We start from the raw sequence: 17,868 nt of genomic DNA, 5'->3' as shown, positions 1-17,868 counted from the left end.
GCGGGCAGAATGGCCGGCGTGACGAAGCGTGAACTGCTGGGTGTGGTGCTGGCCGCCGGCGAGGGGCGCCGGCTCCGACCGCTCACCGACCTGCGGCCCAAGCCGCTGTGCCCGGTGGGGAACCGGCCCCTGCTCGACTGGGCGCTCGACCGGGTGCGCCCCCATGTCTCCCGGACGGCCGTCAACGCCTACCACCTCGCCGGCCAGATCGACTCCTACCTGCAAGGCACGGGGGTCACCGTGTCGCACGAGGCGGAGTTGCTCGGCAGCGCCGGCGCGCTGGGCCACCTGGCCGGCTGGGTCGGGGACGCCGACGTACTGCTGCACAACTCCGACAGCTGGCTGACCGACGACCTGTCCGAGCTCGTTGCCGGCTGGTCGGGCGAGTACCCGAGGCTCCTGGTGACGGAGGCCGGCGACGGCCCGGCGGACTTCGGGCCGTGGCGCTTCGTCGGAGTCAGCCTGCTGCCCCACCGCTACGTGGCGGCCCTGCCGGATCGCTTCGCGGCCCTGTACCCCCTGGTGTGGGGGCCAGCGTTCGAGCGCGGCGAACTCGAGTTCGTGCGCGTGCGCGGCGACGTCGTCGACTGCGGCACGCCGGCGGACTACCTCCGGGCGAACCTGCTGGCCAACGGCGGCCGCAGCGTGGTGGGCGACGGGGCCGTCGTTGAGGGCACGCTGATCGACAGCGTCGTCTGGCCGGGTTGCACCGTGGGGGCCGACGAGGTGCTGCGGCAGGCCGTCCGCGCCGACGGTGGGCTCACGGTGGACTGCCGGCCGGGGAGCCCAGCCGCGCAACCGCCGCGCGAGAGCCGCGGGAGCATCGGCTAGGGCTGAGCGCTTCTGCGCCCTTGGTCCGAGTGCGTGGCCGCTCGACGCCGTCACTCCTTCGAATCAGGCAGGGAGGACGAAGACGTACATCAAGAGGAAATGCAGGAGCGCCGCTAAGCCTACGAGCACGTGCCAGATCTCATGGAAGCCGAACCGGCCGGGCCACGGGTTGGGCCGTTCGATCACGTAGATCACGAAGCCCGCGCTGTACACAAGCCCGCCCGCCGCTAGGAGGAAGAGTGCCAGCCACGGGAGCGAGACGTCAGCTCCCAGCAGCGCGACGGTCATCCAGCCCAGCGTGATGTAGAGGGTGTTGGTGATGTACTTCGGAAGCCGGCGCCAGACGGAGCGAAGGACGACGCCCATGATCGCGACGCCCCACACCGCGCCGAACACGGCCCACCCGAACGCGTTGCGCGCGAGCACCAGCACCAAGGGGGTGACCGTGCCAGCGATGAGGACGAAGACGGATGCGTAGTCGAGCGTCCGCAACGCCTCATTCATCCGGGGCCCACGATCAATCCCGTGGTGGAGTGTGCTCGCCGCGAAAAGCGTCATGAGGGACAGGCCGTAGATGCTGAAACCGCCGATCTTCCAAGGTTCGGCCTGAGCGACGGCCTGGGAGACGAGCAGCACCGTTCCCATCACTGAGAAGCAGAAGGCCACGAGGTGCGAGAGGGTGTTGAACCGCTCGTCCGTCACATGGACGCTGCCGTCCCGGCTTCTGCTGATGCTTTCCACAAGCCGCCTTCCGACGCGCGGCCATGCCTGCGGCAGGTCCGTCTCGGATGGGAGTTTACCTTCGACCGTTAGCCTGAGCCGGACATTGGCTCACGCCACAGCGACGTGACACAGGGCGGGGTCGGGGTGCTGCTGTCGCGGCGGCTCTTGGGCGAGCGCCTGAAACGGATCCATGATGTGGACCTGGGTACTGCCCCTCTCAGGATGAGGGGACTGCAGGACAACGAGCCCGTCGGGGGTCGTCACGTAGCGTCGGAAATGAACGAAAGGCGCTACATGATTGAAGTGCACAACCTGACCAAACGGTACGGCCAGAAGGTGGCGGTCGACCGGATCGACTTCACCGTCCGGCCGGGCCGGGTGACCGGCTTCCTGGGCCCCAACGGTGCAGGGAAGTCGACGACGATGAGGATGATCGTTGGGCTCGACCGACCGTCCGGGGGAACGGCCACGATCAACGAAACTGCCTACCGGAATCTGCAGTCACCGCTCCACGAGGTGGGCTCGCTCCTGGACGCCCGGGCGGCGCACCCCAGCCGCACCGCCTACAAGCACCTGCTCGGTCTCGCCGCCACCCACCGCATCGGGAAACACCGGGTCTGGGAGGTCATCAAACTCGCCGGTCTGGAATCGGTGGCCGACAAGCGCGTGGGGAGTTTCTCGCTGGGCATGGGCCAGCGTCTGGGTATCGCTGCGGCGCTGCTTGGCGACCCTGGGACCGTCATCCTTGACGAGCCTGTCAACGGCCTCGACCCTGAGGGAATCCTCTGGATCCGGGCGCTCCTGCGTCGTTTGGCAGCCGAGGGCCGAACGGTGCTGCTCTCCTCGCATCTGATGGGAGAGATGACGCAGACCGCCGATCACCTCATTGTGATCGGCCGCGGCAAGATCTTGGCCGACGCCCCGATACGCGAGGTCATCTCCGGTGCAACCCGCACAGTCGTCAGGGCCCGCACACGCGACGTAGAGCGGTTGAGTGCCGCCGTCGCGGCCCAGGCGGTGACCGTCACGCCCACCTCAGACGGTGCGGTCGAGATCTCAGGGCTGACCGCCGAAGAGGTGGCCGAGGCCGCCTCGGCCGCGGGGGTGGTCCTTCACGAACTCACCTCCACCGAAGGCTCCCTCGAGGACGCATACTTGACCCTCACGGCGGAGGCCGCCGAGTACCGTGCGGTCTCCGCCGCAGGAGAAGGAGCCCGATCATGACCACCGCGCCGACGACCCGACGTGCCGATCCCGCTGTCCGCCGCCCGGCCTTCCGCGACGCCCTGCGCTCGGAGTGGATCAAGTTGCTGAGCCTGCCGTCGACGTTCCTCGCCCTCGGCGGCATCCTGGCCGTGGGGCTGGGAGGCAGCCTCTTCCTCGGCCTCACCCTCGAGTCTTCCGGGGTGCCGTCGGTCGCGTCGGTCGAACGCACCATCTGTGACGTCACCCTCCCGATGGTCATTCTCGGCCAGATCATCGCAGGCATCGCCGGGGTCTCGTCCGTGGGCGCCGAGTATTCATCCGGGTCGATCCAGACCACGCTCATGGCCGTGCCCACAAGGGTGCGGGTGTTGTGGGCCAAGGCGATTGTCGCGTTCCTCGCGGTGACCGGAGTCGCCCTGACGACCGTCTTCGGGGCCTGGCTGGCGACCTACCCCCTGTATGCAGAGCACGGACTCCACGCCCCTCTGACCGCGCCCGGCGTCCTCCTCGCGCTGCTGGGCTCCGCGGTGTACCTCGGGCTCTGCGCGGTGTTCGGTGTAGGCATCGGAATGCTCGTGCGGTCCACGACGATCGGTGCCGTAGTCGTGTTCACGGCCACCCTTCTGGGGCCGATCCTGGCCTCGGCGCTGCCGTTCAACTTGTTTTCCCGTGTTGCACGCGTGGCACTGCTCGGCAATGCCGGCGACGCGATGGCGCGGGTCGGCACCCCGGGAGGCCCCTTCCTCGACGTCTGGGGTGGCCACATCAGTACTGCAGCCGGCTGGCTACTGGTGGCAGCCTGGGCGGCTCTGGCCCTGGCCGGGGGGGCGGTTGCCCTGCAGAGGCGCGACGCATGAATGACCGCGCCGAGCGCTACCGGCCTGACTGCAGCGATCTGGCCATACTGACCGGTTACGCCGTGCTCGCCCTCTTCCTCGCGTACCTGTCTCTCGAGTCGCCGTTGAGGACGCCGCTCGCGCCGATCCTGCTCCTCGGCGCGGGTGGCATCGCGACCGTCCTGACCCGGCGTCGCCGCCCTGCGGTCGCCTTCGCGGCGACGCTGGCCGCCCTGCCACTGACGGCGGGCTGGGGCAGTGGCGCGGAGGCCGTGCTGGTCCTTCCCGCCCTGTACGAAGTCGGCGCCACGCGGACCACTCGACGGGCGTGGGGAGCATTCGGCCTCGCGGCGACGGCCGGCGCGCTGGGCGCGCTCATCCTGTCGTTCCGGGTGCGGTTCGGCCCCCCTCTGCTGGGCCTGGCCCCACGCGTCGACCTGCAGGATTGGCCCACGGACTGGCTCAGCGCAACTACCGTCTTCGTCGCAGCCGCCCTGATCACCGTCCTCATCGGCATCAACGTCGGCCATCGACGTCGCCACATCGCTGCCCTTGTGGAGCACGCGGAGCAGATGAGGCGGGAACGCGACCAGCAGGCCAGCATTGCGCGTGCTCAGGAGCGCGAGCGCATCGCGCGGGAGATGCACGACGTCATCGCCCACAGTCTGTCGGTGATGATTGCGCTGGCCGACGGCGCCCACGCCGCGGCGTCGGCGCGGCCAGAGGAGTCGCTCCGCGCGATCGGGCGGGTCGCCGAGACCGGACGGCGCACCCTCGGGGAGGTCCGTCGGCTGCTGGGGGCGGTGCGTGATGACGACGGCTCACCCCAGGCGACGCTACCGTCCTCGCTGAGCGTTGAGCACCTGCCCGCCCTGGTGGACGAGTTCAGGGCCGCCGGCCTTCCGGTCCGCCTGGAACTTCAGGGAGACCCTGACGCTGGGGCCGTCGTCGGCCTCACCGTTTACCGGGTCGCGCAGGAGTCGCTCACCAACGTGCTCCGACATGCACGCGAGGTACGCGACGTACTGGTGCGGGTGGTGCACGACGATGACGCGGTGACGGTCCTCATCGAGGACACATCGGCCCCCGTCCAGGCAGACACGGAACCAGGGCGCGGGCTAGTGGGTATTCGGGAGCGGGCGGCCTTCTACGATGGTCGCGTGAACGCGGGTCCCCGCGCCGGTGGGGGCTGGCGGGTGGATGTCCGACTGCCGATGGAGGAACGATGACCGAGGGCTCCGCCACAGCGGCGACCATCCGTGTTCTGCTGGTCGACGATCAGGAACTGGTCCGGTACGGACTGAGGCTCGTGCTCGAGGCGCAACCCGACATCGAGGTCGTCGGCGAAGCCTCCGATGGCGAGGAGGCCCTGCGCACGGCCCGGCGGCTCTCCCCCGACGTGGTACTCATGGACGTCCGCATGCCCGGCATGGGCGGCATCGAGGCCACCACCTACCTGACCGCGACACTGCCAAGCACCCGTGTGCTGGTGCTGACAACCTATGATCGCGACGACTTCGCCTTCGGCGCGCTGCAGGCCGGTGCCGCCGGGTTCCTGCTGAAAAACACCCGGCCGGCCGAACTCGTAGCGGCGGTGCGCACGGTTATGGCCGGCGACGCGGTGGTCTCTCCGCGGATCACCGCGAAGCTGATCGAGGTCGCGGTGCCGCACCTGTCCGGCGCTGACCGAAGCGAGGCCGAGCAGGAACTCGCTGTGCTGACCGACCGCGAGCGCGAAGTGTTCGTCCTTGTGGGGCAGGGCCTCACCAACGCGGACATCGCGCACAGCCTGTATCTCAGTGAGTCCACCGTCAAGGCGCACTTCGGTCGCATCCTTGCCAAGTTGGAGCTGGCCAACCGCGTCCAAGCCGTCATCCGCGCCTACGAGTTGGGCGTCGTCAACGTCGGGGGCTGAGGCCGCTGCCCGCATCGCCCGAGGGTCGTGGACGGCACCCCGCTTCAGCAGGTGTCTCTCGCGTTTGCCCCTAGGGGAAAGCGCCAGCCGAGACGAAGTAACCTCGTGTGAGTGACACAGCTCTCCGATCCCCTCGTCTTTCCACACGGGCCCGCTTGGCGCAACCGACTTGCGCTGGCCCCCTTGACGAACAAGCAGTCCCATCCCGACGGCACCCTCTCGGACGACGAGATCCGGTGGCTGCTCGCGCGCGGGAGGCACGGCTTCGGCATGACGATGACCGCCGCGGCCTACGTCGCGCTCGCCGGGAAGGCGTGGCAGGGGCAGTTGGGGATCAGCGACGACGCGCACCTCCCCGGCCTCTCCCGGCTGGCTGATGGCCTCCGCGACGCGGGGACCGCCGCGATTGTCCAGCTCCATCACGGCGGTACACAGGCCAACCCCTCAGTCTCCGGTGAGGAGCGCGTCGGACCCTACGCGGACGCCGACCACGGCGCGCGTGCACTGACCACCGACGAGGTGCGACGAGCCGTCGACGACTTCGTCGCCGCCGCCGTCCGCGCCGAACGCGCCGGCTTCCACGGGGTGCAACTCCACGGCGCCCATGGCTACCTGCTCTGCGAGTTCCTGAGTTCACGCAACGTCCGCGACGACGGGTACGGCGGTGACCTGGAGGGAAAGGCGCGCATCATCCGCGAGGCCATCGCCGCGATCCGGGCGGCCACGTCGTCAGACTTCCACCTGGGGCTGCGGATCTCCACCGAACGACTAGGTCTCGACACCGCCGAGATGGCGGAGCTCAGCACCCAACTCATGTCCGAGGGCAACCTCGACCACCTGGAACTGTCCCTGTGGGACGTCACGAAGCTCCCCGAGGATGCCGAGCCAGGGGCGGCGCCCTTGCTCAGCCACTTCATCGATCTCCCCCGCGGCTCCACCCGCCTGGGGGTCGCCGGCAAAGTGGGCAGCGGACCGGCCGCCGTGGCGGCGCTGGCCACGGGCGCCGATTTCGTCACCATCGGCCGGGCGGCTGTCGCCGACCAGCGGATCGCGGAGCGGATCCTGGCGGACCCCGACTACCCTGGGCCCGCCTTCCCGGTGACGAAGGACGTCCTGCGCGACAACTGCGTGGGCGAGGCGTTCGTCGACTACTTCTCGACCGGGTGGCCGCACCTGGTCGCGGGCTGAATCAGGGCATAGCGGAGGCCACCCTGGCCGAGCTGAGGCGCTGAACCTCACCCCGTCACCCCGGCCGACACGCCGCACGGGTTACCATCGATGGAAGGCCTCCGAAGGGGGACGCGGTGATAACTGAACATGGCAGTGCGACGGCGCTTGGCCGCGCCCACGCGGAGGTCCTGATCACCACGCGCAGGGGCAGTCCTGTCAACCTGCCGGCCCGTTTCCCCGAACTCCTTCGGACGCTACGCGCGGCCCGATCGGCGCTCTCCAGCGATGGGGCGAAGACGCCCTCGTCGGGGTCGGAGTGGTTCCTCGACAACTACTACCTGATCGAACAGGCCCTCGGCCAGGTGCGGCAGGACCTGCCTGCGGCGTACTACCGGGAGCTGCCGTGGCTGGCCAGGGGAGGTGGCGCAACGTGCCCCCCGAGGACCCTCGCACTGGCCGAGGCCGTCCTCGGCGCCGACGAACTCCAGCTCGATCCGGAGCAGCTGTTCGGCTTCGTGGATCTCTATCAGCAGCACAGCGTCCTGACCCAGGGGGACGTGTGGGCGTTGCCCACCATGCTGCGGGTGGTGCTGCTGCAGGCGATCATCGGGGCCGCATCGCGACTCGCAGGGCTCCCCGCGGCGAGGAACGCGCCACCCGTCGCAGATCCGCCCGGAGGCGAGGACGACGACGACATCATGGCCACCGCGGTGGTCAGCCTGCGCAAGCTCGACAGGTGGGACTGGAAGCCCGCCGCCGAACGGCTGAGCGTCGTGCACCGGATGCTCGTCGACGGCGACCCCACCGGCCATTACCCCGTCATGGACTACGACACCCGGAACCGCTACCGGACCGTGATCGAGAAGGCGGCGCGCACGGCAAGCCGCTCCGAGGTTGAGGTGGCCCAGGCTGCCCTTGCCCTGGCCGCGAACTCCACCACTCCCCGCGAGCGCCACGTGGGCTACTTCCTCATCGACGCCGGCCGGCGGCGGCTGGAGACGACCGTCGGCGGCCGGCCCAGGCTCGGTGAGCGGATCCGCCGGGCGCTCCTCGGCAGGCCCACCGCCACCTACCTCGTCCTGATCCTGGTGATCACCACCGCCCTCGTACTGGCCGCCGCCTTCTACTCGGGCACCCGGGCCGCGTGGGCCGCGGTCCCCGCCGCGATCCTGTCGCTCGTGCCCGCCTTGACGGTCGCGGTCCACCTCGTCAACTGGACGCTCGGGCGCACCCTGCGTCCGCGGGTGCTGCCGAAGCTCGACTTCCGCGACGGCATCCCGACGGAGCACCGAACCCTGGTGGTGGTGCCCGGCCTCGTGTCCCGCCCGGCGGACGTCGACTCCCTCCTGGCCAACATCCGCGCCCACTACCTACGCAACCCGGATCCGGGTCTCGCCTTCGCCGCGGTCACCGATTTCCCGGACGCCAAGGGCCCCACCGCTCCAGGCGACGACGAGGTCCTCGCGCACGCTCAGCGCGCGCTCGCCGAACTGAACGCCGCAACCGCCGGCGCCCCCTTCCTCATCCTCCATCGGCGCCGGATGTGGAACGAGACCCAGAGGTCCTGGATGGGATGGGAACGCAAGCGCGGGAAGCTGCAGGAGCTGGACAGGCTGCTGCGCGGCGCCACCGACACGTCGTTCGAGCTGGTGGCCGGAGACCGCACCCTGCTGGACGGTGTGCGCTACGTCATCACGCTCGACGCCGACACCGTGCTCCCCCCTGACGCCGCCGGGCGGCTCGCGGGCACGCTGGCACATCCGCTGAACCAGGCCACGTTCGACGACCGGGGACGGGTGGTGGCCGGCTACACCGTCCTGCAGCCGCGCGCCGAGACCGATCCCGTGAGCGCCAGCCGCTCCGCCTTCACCCGGGCGCTTGCCGGGGACTCCACCGTCGACCTCTACAACATGGCCGTCTCCGACGTCTACCAGGACCTCTTCGGCGAGGGCAACTACATGGGCAAGGGAATCTACGACGTGGATTCCTTCGAACGCAGCCTCGAGGACCTCGTTCCCGAGAACGCCCTGCTCAGCCACGACCTGTTCGAGGGTGCGCAGGGGCGGGCGGGGCTGGTCAGCGACGTCACCGTCTACGAGGACTACCCCCCCAACTATCTGGTGGCCGCGTTGCGACTCAGCCGCTGGGTCCGGGGCGACTGGCAGCTGCTGCCCTGGCTGGGTTCGCGGGTGCCGACGGAGCAGGGTCACGCTCCCAACACCCTGCCGGTGGTCGCGCGCTGGAAGATGGCGGACAATCTGCGCCGCAGCCTCGTCCCGGCGTCCATCGTCGCGCTGCTGGCCTCCGGATGGCTGTGGCTGCCCGGGTCACCCTGGGCATGGACGCTCCTGGCACTGCTCGGCCCGGTCGTGGGCCTCGCGGCCGGCGTGGTGGGTGCACTGGCGACTGCCGCGTCCGCCCTGGTCCGTGGGGATCGGACGAGGCTGTGGAGGACGAGCGTTGCCCCACTGAGGCGGCAGTTCAGCAGGGCAGGGCTGCAGCTGGCGGGGCTGGCAGGCGACGCGGTCATCAGCCTCGAGGCGATCGTGCGCACCTTGTGGCGGATGAAGGTCTCGCGGCGCAACCTCCTCGAGTGGACGACGGCGGCCGGGGCCGTCGGCCTCGTGGGCAAGGACGTCCGGCTCACCACGGCGGTCCGCGCCGCTCTCCCCGCCACCCTGCTGACCCTCGCTCTCGGCGTCGCCGTCGTGCTCCTGCGCCCATCGGCACTACCGGCAGCGGCTCCATTCCTCGTTGCCTGGCTCGCGGCCCCGTTCATCCACTACCTGGTGGGCCGCCCGGACCGCTGGGTCAAGCCCAGCCTGACCGCCGCCGACGACCGGAAGCTACGCACCCTGACGCGCAGGACCTGGCTCTTCTACGAGCAGTTCGTGGGGCCCGAGGACAACTGGCTCCCGCCGGACAACTACCAGGAGGCGCCCCTCGGGATCGTCGCCCACCGCACCTCCCCCACCAACGCCGGCCTGTACTTCATCGCCGCGCTGGCCGCGCACGACCGCGGCTACCTCGGCACACAGAGTTTCGTGTCGGGCCTCCAATCGGGCTTCGACTCCCTGGACCGCATCGAGCACTATCGAGGCCATCCGGTGAACTGGGTGGACACCCGGAGCCTGGGCTCACTGCCCCCCAGCTACGTCTCGACGGTGGACAGCGGCAACCTCGCGGCCTGCCTCATCGTCGTGGCCCAGGGGTGCGACGAACTGCCCGACGGCCCCGTCTGGCCCATCGCGGCCTGGGAGGGTCTGCGCGATGCCATCGCGCTGGTGAGCGACGGTGCCGCGGCCCTGGGCTCCGGCCAGCCGGCCCTCGTCGAGTACCTCGCGGGCCTGGACCGGCGGGTAGCCACGGTGGAGGCCGACCCGACGAGCTGGCTCGACGCCCTCCCTGCCCTCCTGGCCGACGTGCGGGCCAACGTCTCGCTGCTCCTGGCGGACCTGGTGGAGCATGGGCGCGGGTTGGATCCCGGAGCCGTCGCGGCCCTCCGCCTCCACGCCGGTCTACTCCAGCGTCACCTCGAAGCGCTCGAACGGGAGGCCGGTCTGGCGCTTCCGTGGCTGTCGTCGCGACCGGATCCGGCCTGGGAGGACGCGCTCGGCCGCGGCCCGGCGGCCGTGGCCTGGCGCCGTGTCCGCGAGGCTCTGCCTCTCGAGCTGACTTGGGCCGACCTGCCTCGGGCGAGCCGCGAGGCCGCCGCCGGTGCCCGCGACCTCGTCGCGGCGCTCGCCGACGCGCCTCCCCCGGCACGCGAGTGGGCGCTGGCGCTGACGGTGTCGCTCGATGAGGCGGCAGAGGCCGCCGACCGGACCCTGGACTCGCTGCAGGCCCTCGCCACCCGCGCCCGGGCGATGGTGGCCGACATGGACTTCGGCTTCCTCTACGACCGGGGGCGCGGGGTGTTCCACATCGGCTTCAACATCAACTCCGGCCTCCTCGACGACAGCTACTACGACCTGCTGGCCTCCGAGTCGCGGATCGCCAGCCTGATCGCCATCGCCAAGCGCGACGTCCCACAGGACCACTGGCTCCACCTGGGCCGCCCGATGACTCGGACGCTGGCGGGCGACTACTCGATCACGTCCTGGAGCGGGACGATGTTCGAGTACCTCATGCCCACCCTCCTGGTGCCCACGCCGCGCGCGAGCCTGCTGGGCCACAGCTGCGCCGCGATCGTGGCCCACCACATCGCCTACGGCCGGAGGCGCGGTGTCCCGTGGGGCATCTCAGAGTCCGGCTTCTACGCCTTCGACGCGGCCTCCGGCTATCAGTACCGGGCGTTCGGGGTGCCGGGTGCAGGGCTCACCCGCGGGCTCGCCGATGACCTGGTGGTGGCCCCCTACGCCAGCGTTCTGGGCCTGCCCTACGACCCGTCGGCCGTCGTCGAGAACCTGGACCGGCTGGAGGCACTGGGTGCCCTCGGTCGCTACGGGATGTACGAGGCGGTGGACTTCACCCCGTCCAGGGTGCCGCTGGGCCACGACTTCGGCATCGTCCGGTCCCACATGGCTCATCACCAGGGCATGATCATGCTCGCCCTGGCCGCCCACCTCGACGGCCCGCGGATGGTGAGGCGGTTCGCGCGCGAGCCGTTCACTGCGGCCATCAGCCTGCTCCTGGCCGAGCAGGTGCCGGAGGGCGGCAGCATCCGACTGCCCACGCCGGAGCCCGCGGACGACGGAGGCTCCGACGGTGGTGCCGGGAACGACGCGGCGGGAGGCGTGCCCACCGCGCCGTGGACCGTCGGCCCGCCGCAGGGGCAGACGGTGGCCGTCCACTGCCTCTCCAACGGCCGCTACACGGTGCTGCTGACCGACAGCGGCGCCGGTCACAGCACCCACGAGGGTGTCGCGCTGACCCGCTGGCGCGCCGACGAGGCGCTGGACGACAGCGGATCCTGGCTCTATCTGCAGGACCTGACCAGCGGGACGCTGTGGTCCGCGGCGGCCCGCCCCTGCGGGCCCATTCCGGCGGAGACCGTCTTCAGCGCCTCACGGGCGGAGTACCGGCAGGGACACGCCGGCATCCACAGCCACCTCGACATCACGGTCGCCGCCCGCGACGACGTCGAGATCCGGATGCTCGACGTGCGCAACGAGTCCGCCGAGTCCCGCCGGCTCGGGCTGACCAGCTTCGCGGAGGTCGCGCTGGCCCCGGCGGGCGACGACCAGCGACATCCCGCATTCAGCCGGCTCTTCGTCGAGGCGGAGGACCTGCCCGACCTGCCCGGGCTGCTGCTGCGGCGCAGGCCGCGCTCGGCCGAGGAGACGGAGCGGTTCGTCGTCCACTTCCTGGTCCGCGGGCCCGAGCCTGAGGGCGCCGAGTGGGGCCGGGTGCGCTCCACCAGCGAACGGGCCAGGTTCCTCGGCCGGCACCGGACCGCCACACGCCCCCGGGCCCTCGACCACCGCACTGGGTGGTGGCGGAGCGTGGAGGAGTTCCCCGAGGCGCCCCTGGACCCCGCGCTGGCGCTGGGGCAGGAGGTCTTTCTGGAAGCCCACGGACGCGTCCGATTGGCCATGGTGACCGCCTTCGCGGCGAGTCGCGAGGAGGCCCTCCAGCTTGCCGACCGTTACCGGGTGTGGGCGCACCTCGAGCACGCCGCCGGCGTCGCGGCGGCCCACGCCCAGCGCGAGCTGCGCGAACTCGGCTTCGCCGGCGGTGATCTGGCGCACACCCAGCGGCTGCTGGGCCTGCTCCTCTTCCCACCGTCGGGCCTGAGGGTCGCCGCCCCCGAGGCGGCCGGACCTGGTGAGGCCCTGGGCGCGCTGTGGGGGTTGGGTATCTCCGGTGATCTGCCCATCGTCTACCTCGGCATCGCGGACGACGGCGACCTGGCCCTCCTGGAACAGCTGCTGCGCGCCCAGTCCTACTGGCGACGCCGCGGCATCGAGGTGGATCTCGCTGTCGTCGACGAGGAACCCACCGGTTATGCGGCCGACGTGCGCGACTCGGCGCTCGCTCTGGTCGGCCGGCTGGGCGCCGACCGCTGGCTGGGCCGTCGCGGCGGCGTGTTCATGCTCAACCGCGACCACGCCGGCGGCCACGCGCTCGGGTGGCTTCGCCATGCAGCACGTGTGGTGTTCGACGCGGGCCAAGGCGACCTTCCCGCCCGGCTTGGACGCCTGATGGGCCCCGCGCCCGCCGCACTGCCACCGTTCGATCCTCGACCCGGCGACCAGACGAGCAGCATGTTGTCCGCCGCCGCCGGCCCATCGGTGGTCCGCCCCACCGGGCTCTCGTTCGACAACGGTCTGGGCGGCTTCGACGTCGACGCGCGGGAGTACCAGATCTTCCTCCCGCCTGGCGTGACCACACCCGCGCCCTGGTCCAACGTGATCGCCACGCCCGACGTCGGATGCCTGGCCACAGAGGCGGGCCTGGGTGCCGCCTGGTCGGTCAACAGCGGTGAGAACCGGCTGGTCGCCTGGCGCAACGACCCGCTGGCTGACCAGGCGTCCCACGCGCTGTACGTACGCGACGAGGAGACGGGGGCCTTCTGGTCGACGACCCCGCAACCAGCGGGCGGCGAGCGACCCACCCTGGTGCGCCACGGCCTCGGGTACACCGCTTACGAGTACTCCAGCCATGCGCTGCGGCTGACCACCACAGTCTTCGCCAGCCCGGATCCGGCGGCCGTGGTGGTGCGGGTGCACGTGGCCAACGTGGCGGATCGCCCCCGCCGCATCACGCTCACCTACTTCGCCGACCTGGTGCTGGGTGGCACCCACGAAACGACGCGGCATCACGTGACGGCCCGCTACGACGAGGCCACCGGCGCCATCACGGCCCGGAACCCGTTCCACACCGACCTGGCGGACCGGGTGGCGTGGGTGGCCACCACGCACCCGCTGCACGGGTGGACGGCCGATCGTAGGGGGTTCATCGGCCGCATGGGCAGCCTGGCGAGTCCGGCCGGTCTGTCCCTGATCGGGCTGTCGCGGCGCGACGGACCCGGGGTGGACCCGTGCGCGGTGCTGCAGGTGCACCTCAGCCTCGCGCCCGGCGGATCGGACGAGGTGGCGTTCCTGCTCGGGCAGGCCGACTCGTCGGAGGCTGCGGCCGAGGCCATCGCACGGCTACGCGAGCCAGGGGCGATCGACGCGACGCACGCCGAGGTCGACCGGCTGTGGGCCGGGGCGCTCGGTGGCGTGAGGGTCGAGACGCCGGACCCGGCCATGGATCTGCTCCTCAACACCTGGCTGCCGTACCAGACCCTGTCCGCACGGCTCTGGGGGCGCACCGGGTTCTACCAGTCCAGCGGCGCCTACGGCTTCCGCGACCAGCTGCAGGACGTCATGGCGGTGCTGTGGTCCAGGCCGGATCTCGCCCGGGAGCACCTGCTGCGGGCCGCTGCCCATCAGTTCGAGGACGGCGACGTCCTGCACTGGTGGCACCCTCCCACCGGCCGCGGTGTCCGCACACGCATCTCGGACGACCTGCTGTGGCTGCCGTACGTGACCGCGAACTACGTCCGCGCCACGGGCGACGTCGACGTCCTCCGGGAGAGCGTGCCCTTCCTCCTGGGCGACCCCCTCGCCGCCCACGAAGCCGAGCGGTACGACTCGTTCCGGGCGTCCCACCTCGAGGGCGACCTGCTCGAGCACTGCCGCAGGGCGGTGCGGCGCGGGATCACCTCCGGCGCCCACGGCCTGCCCCTCATGGGCACCGGGGACTGGAACGACGGCATGAACCGGGTGGGAGCCGAGGGTCGCGGCGAGAGCGTCTGGTTGGGTTGGTTCGGCGGCGCGGCCAGCCGCGAGTTCGCGTATCTCTGCGAGCGCGCGGGGCACGCGGACGAGGCCACCGCCCACCGGGCCCGGGCGGACGAGCTGTTCGCCGCCGTCGAGGCCCACGGGTGGGACGGCCGGTGGTACCTGCGAGCGTTCTACGACGACGGGCACCCGCTCGGCTCGGCAGGCGAGGCAGAAGCGCGGATCGACTCGATCGCGCAGAGCTGGGCGCTGCTCTCGGGCGCGCCCAGAAGCGACCGGACGACGACGGCCCTGGCGTCCGCCGTCGAGAACCTGGTCCGGTGGGAGGACCGGTTGGCATTGCTGCTGACCCCTCCGTTCGAGCACACCCCCGACGACCCCGGCTACATCAAGGGCTACCTGCCTGGAATCAGGGAGAACGGCGGCCAGTACACGCACGCGGCCGCCTGGCTGGCGTGGGCTGCAGCCGAGGCGGGCGACGGCGACGCCGCGCACCGGTTGTTCGACCTCATCAGCCCCGTCCGCCGCACGGCCGACGCCGACGGGGTGGCCAGATACCTGGCAGAGCCCTACGTGCTGGCCGCCGACGTGTACAGCCGTGAGCCGCACGTGGGCAGGGCCGGCTGGACCTGGTACACGGGATCCAGCTCCTGGCTCTACCGGGTGGGCGTGGAGGCCATCCTGGGCCTCTCCTGGGACGGCAACACGCTCCGTGTCGCCCCTCAGTTGCCGCGCGACTGGGACGGGTACCGCGCCACGGTGCGTCGCAGTGGGCGGCGCATCGACGTGACGGTCCGACGCGACGGCGACGGGTGGAAGGTGGAGCAGGATGAGCAGACCGATGACTAACAGGGAACGGCCCCGGACCGACGACGGCGCCAGGCGTACGATGGCAAACACTCCACGACAGGGGGCACTATGTTCGAGCGCGTGCTAGCTCCGCTGGACGGTTCCGCCCTGGCCGCCAGCGTCCTTCCGCATGTGGCCAGGATCGCTCCCGCCGGTTCGCAGACGCTGCTGCTTCGAGTTCTCGAACAGAACGTCGAGGCCACCCTGAACGATCCCCTCGAGTGGCGCATGCGCCGCGACGTCGCAGAGGTCTACCTCGACGACGTCGCGCGGCGGATCAGCCTGGACACCGAGCTGCACCCCGTCTCCCGCGTGGAGGAGGGCTGCGCGGCGGACCGCATCCTGGCGGTGGCGCGCGAGTGGGACGCCCAGTTGATCGCCCTGTGCAGCCACGGGGCGGGGGGGCTGAACGCCTGGAACCTCAACTCTGTGGCGTTCAAGGTGGCGCAGCGGACCGGCACTTCCCTGCTGCTCGTGCGCGGCTACCAGTTCAGCCCAGACTCACCGGATGAGACGCTGGCCTCCGAGTCGTACCGACGCATCCTGGTGCCCATGGACGGGTCTCTGCGGGCGGAGCACGTGCTGGGCGCGGCAGATGCCATCGCCACCAGGACAGGCGCGACCATCGTGCTGGCCCATGTGGTGCAGCCGCCCAGGTACATCCATCGACGCAGCGAGAGCGAGATCGAGTCGATCGTCGACGGGGCCATCAACCAGTTCGTCTCCGAAGCGCAGGCCTATCTGGATGAGGTGGCCTCAGGGCTGCAGTCGCCCACCGAGGTGCGGGTGCTCCAGGACCGTGACCCCGCGGCCGCACTGCACGCGTTGACCGCCGACGAGGGAGTGGACCTGGTTCTGGTCAGCGCGCACGGACAGTCCGGGCAGCGCTACTGGCCCCACGGGGGACTCGCCACCAGCTTCATCCTCCACGGCACGACCACCTTGCTGGTGTTGCAGGACGTGCCATGGGACGCCCTCCTGCCCAGCCAGGCGGAGATGTCCGCCAGCCGGCCCCCCGCCCCGGGCCAGCGCGCCACGGGAACCCTCCCCGGTCAGACCGGACCCGTCCCGGTCGCCTGAGCATCGGGCGCGGGATCAAGGAACCGTTGCCCGCCATCACGGGCTCATGGCGTTCCATCGCCGCCGCGCTACGAACGTGCTACCAACGTCGTCCTGAATCGAGATGCCCAGCCACACCCCGCAGCTTCGCTGCTGGATTCCACTCCACTGCGGCACGTTGACACATATCATCCCGAATGGGACGATATGTGCATGCGAGTGACGGTCTCAGATGCTGCCGACGAGGCGGGGGTGACCACCCATCAGGTCCGCGTCGCGCTGCGCGACGGCACGCTCCAGGCCCAGCACACCTTTGGCCGCGAACCGGTCCTCGACGACATCGCCGTCATCGCCTGGAAACGCTCACGCTCCCGGGGCCGGCGCTGGAGTCCTCGCGCCACTCAGGCAGCCCTCGACCTGCTCAGCACCGGCACCACCACCAAGTTCACAGGTTCAGAACTGAGCCGACTTCGGCGCGTCTTGCGCACCGCCACACCCAACCACCTCGCGTACCTCGCCGCCGGTCTGGGCGGCACTTGGGCCAGATACCGCGCCCTCGAGACAGTGAAGGGACTCGACCCGATCGGCCCATCAGCAGCCAGCGACATCATCCGGTTCGACATCGCCGGTCGTAGGAAGATGTCCTTCGCAGAGGTCGAGGACCTCAACGAGTTCGAAACCCGCACCCTCGTCGCCACCGATGGGGACGGAGACCTCGGCGTCGTCGAGCGGCGACCCGACCGGCGAATCGCCCGCGTCCTGCTCGACACCTACCTGCTCGGCGACAGCCGCGAATCGTCCGCTGCCGCACAAGCACTCATCGAGCGCGCACGTGACCTCTGACCCGTTCGACCTGCTCGACGAGGTCGCCAGCGTCCTGCCGCCAGCTCACTGGATGCTGGTCGGCGGGCTGATGGTCCACGCCCACGCCACCCTGGCCGGCGTTGAGAACAACCGCCCCACCATCGACGCCGACATCGTCGTGGAGGTCATGACCTCCGGCAGCTACCAGGCAGCGGCACGAGCCATCCAACAACTGGGGTTCGAACCGCACGACCCCGTCAATCCCGACGCCCCGAGCTACCGTTTCGACCGCGAAGCCGACCGGATCGACCTGATGATCCAGGACAGGAGAAGGGCCGTGCGGTTCCAGAGGAGAACCGTGCTGCAGGTGCCTGCCTCGGACTCGGCGTTAAAGAACACCAATATCTTCGTCCTGCCTTCCGGTTCAGCCATCCGCATCCCCACCCTGGCCGGTGCGCTGGCGCTCAAGGGGGCGGCCTGCGCCACCGCTTCGCCCAATCCGATCCGCCACGCACAAGACGGGATTGTCCTGCTCGCCTGCGCCGACGCCCTCGGGGTGCCCACCTTCTCCAAGTCGCAGACCAAACACGTCAACCGGCTGCTCCAGGATCTCAACAAGATTGAGGCATGGAGCCTCGCTGGACCGGTCGAGGTCCGTCGGGCGATGCGGGCGGTGAGAGTGATCAAGTCCGACTGGGAGACTCCCGCATTCCTGGCGTCCGGCTAGACGTCCTGATGCACCGCT

The 17,868-nt window shown here is 70.5% G+C and carries 11 protein-coding genes; 10 read left to right on the top strand and 1 reads right to left on the bottom strand.

Translation table 11 applies throughout. The annotated features are described in order from the left end of the window. The first annotated feature begins 18 nt into the window (after positions 1-18). Entirely contained in the window at positions 19-831 is an 813-nt protein-coding gene (locus ACZK4S_RS11660) for a nucleotidyltransferase family protein (protein ID WP_463644371.1), read from the top strand. 63 nt (positions 832-894) lie between these two features. On the opposite strand, the gene trhA is transcribed toward ACZK4S_RS11660, so the two are convergent. Then, positions 895-1,572 carry a PAQR family membrane homeostasis protein TrhA gene (gene trhA, locus ACZK4S_RS11655; RefSeq protein ID WP_463644370.1) on the bottom strand — a complete coding sequence of 226 codons (678 nt, stop codon included), beginning with the start codon at positions 1,570-1,572 and terminating at the stop codon, positions 895-897. Positions 1,573-1,848: 276 nt separating this feature from the next. On the opposite strand from trhA, the gene ACZK4S_RS11650 reads away from it, so the two are divergent. The 9 genes from ACZK4S_RS11650 to ACZK4S_RS11610 all read left to right on the top strand — a co-directional run bounded on the left by ACZK4S_RS11650 (position 1,849) and on the right by ACZK4S_RS11610 (position 17,850). Then, complete coding sequence (locus ACZK4S_RS11650) at positions 1,849-2,778, top strand: ATP-binding cassette domain-containing protein (RefSeq protein WP_463644369.1); 930 nt, start codon at positions 1,849-1,851, stop codon at positions 2,776-2,778. Beyond that, positions 2,775-3,617 (top strand): ABC transporter permease, encoded by an 843-nt coding sequence (locus ACZK4S_RS11645; RefSeq protein ID WP_463644368.1) that lies wholly within the window; start codon positions 2,775-2,777, stop codon positions 3,615-3,617. The genes ACZK4S_RS11650 and ACZK4S_RS11645 overlap by 4 nt, the downstream gene beginning before the upstream one ends. Further along, positions 3,614-4,825 (top strand): sensor histidine kinase, encoded by a 1,212-nt coding sequence (locus tag ACZK4S_RS11640; protein ID WP_463644367.1) that lies wholly within the window; start codon positions 3,614-3,616, stop codon positions 4,823-4,825. Before ACZK4S_RS11645 ends, ACZK4S_RS11640 begins: the two co-directional genes overlap by 4 nt. Beyond that, complete coding sequence (locus ACZK4S_RS11635) at positions 4,822-5,511, top strand: response regulator transcription factor (protein ID WP_463644366.1); 690 nt, start codon at positions 4,822-4,824, stop codon at positions 5,509-5,511. Before ACZK4S_RS11640 ends, ACZK4S_RS11635 begins: the two co-directional genes overlap by 4 nt. A gap of 111 nt (positions 5,512-5,622) precedes the next feature. Continuing rightward, a complete protein-coding gene (locus ACZK4S_RS11630) occupies positions 5,623-6,699 on the top strand; it encodes an oxidoreductase (protein ID WP_463644365.1) in 1,077 nt (358 codons plus the stop codon). A gap of 116 nt (positions 6,700-6,815) precedes the next feature. Further along, positions 6,816-15,260: a GH36-type glycosyl hydrolase domain-containing protein gene (locus ACZK4S_RS11625; protein ID WP_463644364.1), complete on the top strand. Its 8,445-nt coding sequence runs from the start codon at positions 6,816-6,818 to the stop codon at positions 15,258-15,260. Positions 15,261-15,341: 81 nt separating this feature from the next. After that, positions 15,342-16,340, top strand: a complete 999-nt coding sequence (locus ACZK4S_RS11620; RefSeq protein ID WP_158069064.1) for a universal stress protein — start codon at positions 15,342-15,344, stop codon at positions 16,338-16,340. 192 nt (positions 16,341-16,532) lie between these two features. Continuing rightward, entirely contained in the window at positions 16,533-17,162 is a 630-nt protein-coding gene (locus ACZK4S_RS11615) for a hypothetical protein (RefSeq protein WP_143570960.1), read from the top strand. Continuing rightward, a complete protein-coding gene (locus ACZK4S_RS11610; RefSeq protein WP_076061775.1) occupies positions 17,152-17,850 on the top strand; it encodes a hypothetical protein in 699 nt (232 codons plus the stop codon). The genes ACZK4S_RS11615 and ACZK4S_RS11610 overlap by 11 nt, the downstream gene beginning before the upstream one ends. Positions 17,851-17,868: the final 18 nt, after the last annotated feature.

This window comes from Tessaracoccus zhenghani (assembly GCF_055326325.1).
The sequence above is the reverse complement of the archived record's forward strand: the minus strand, read 5'-3'. Positions and strand labels throughout refer to the sequence as shown.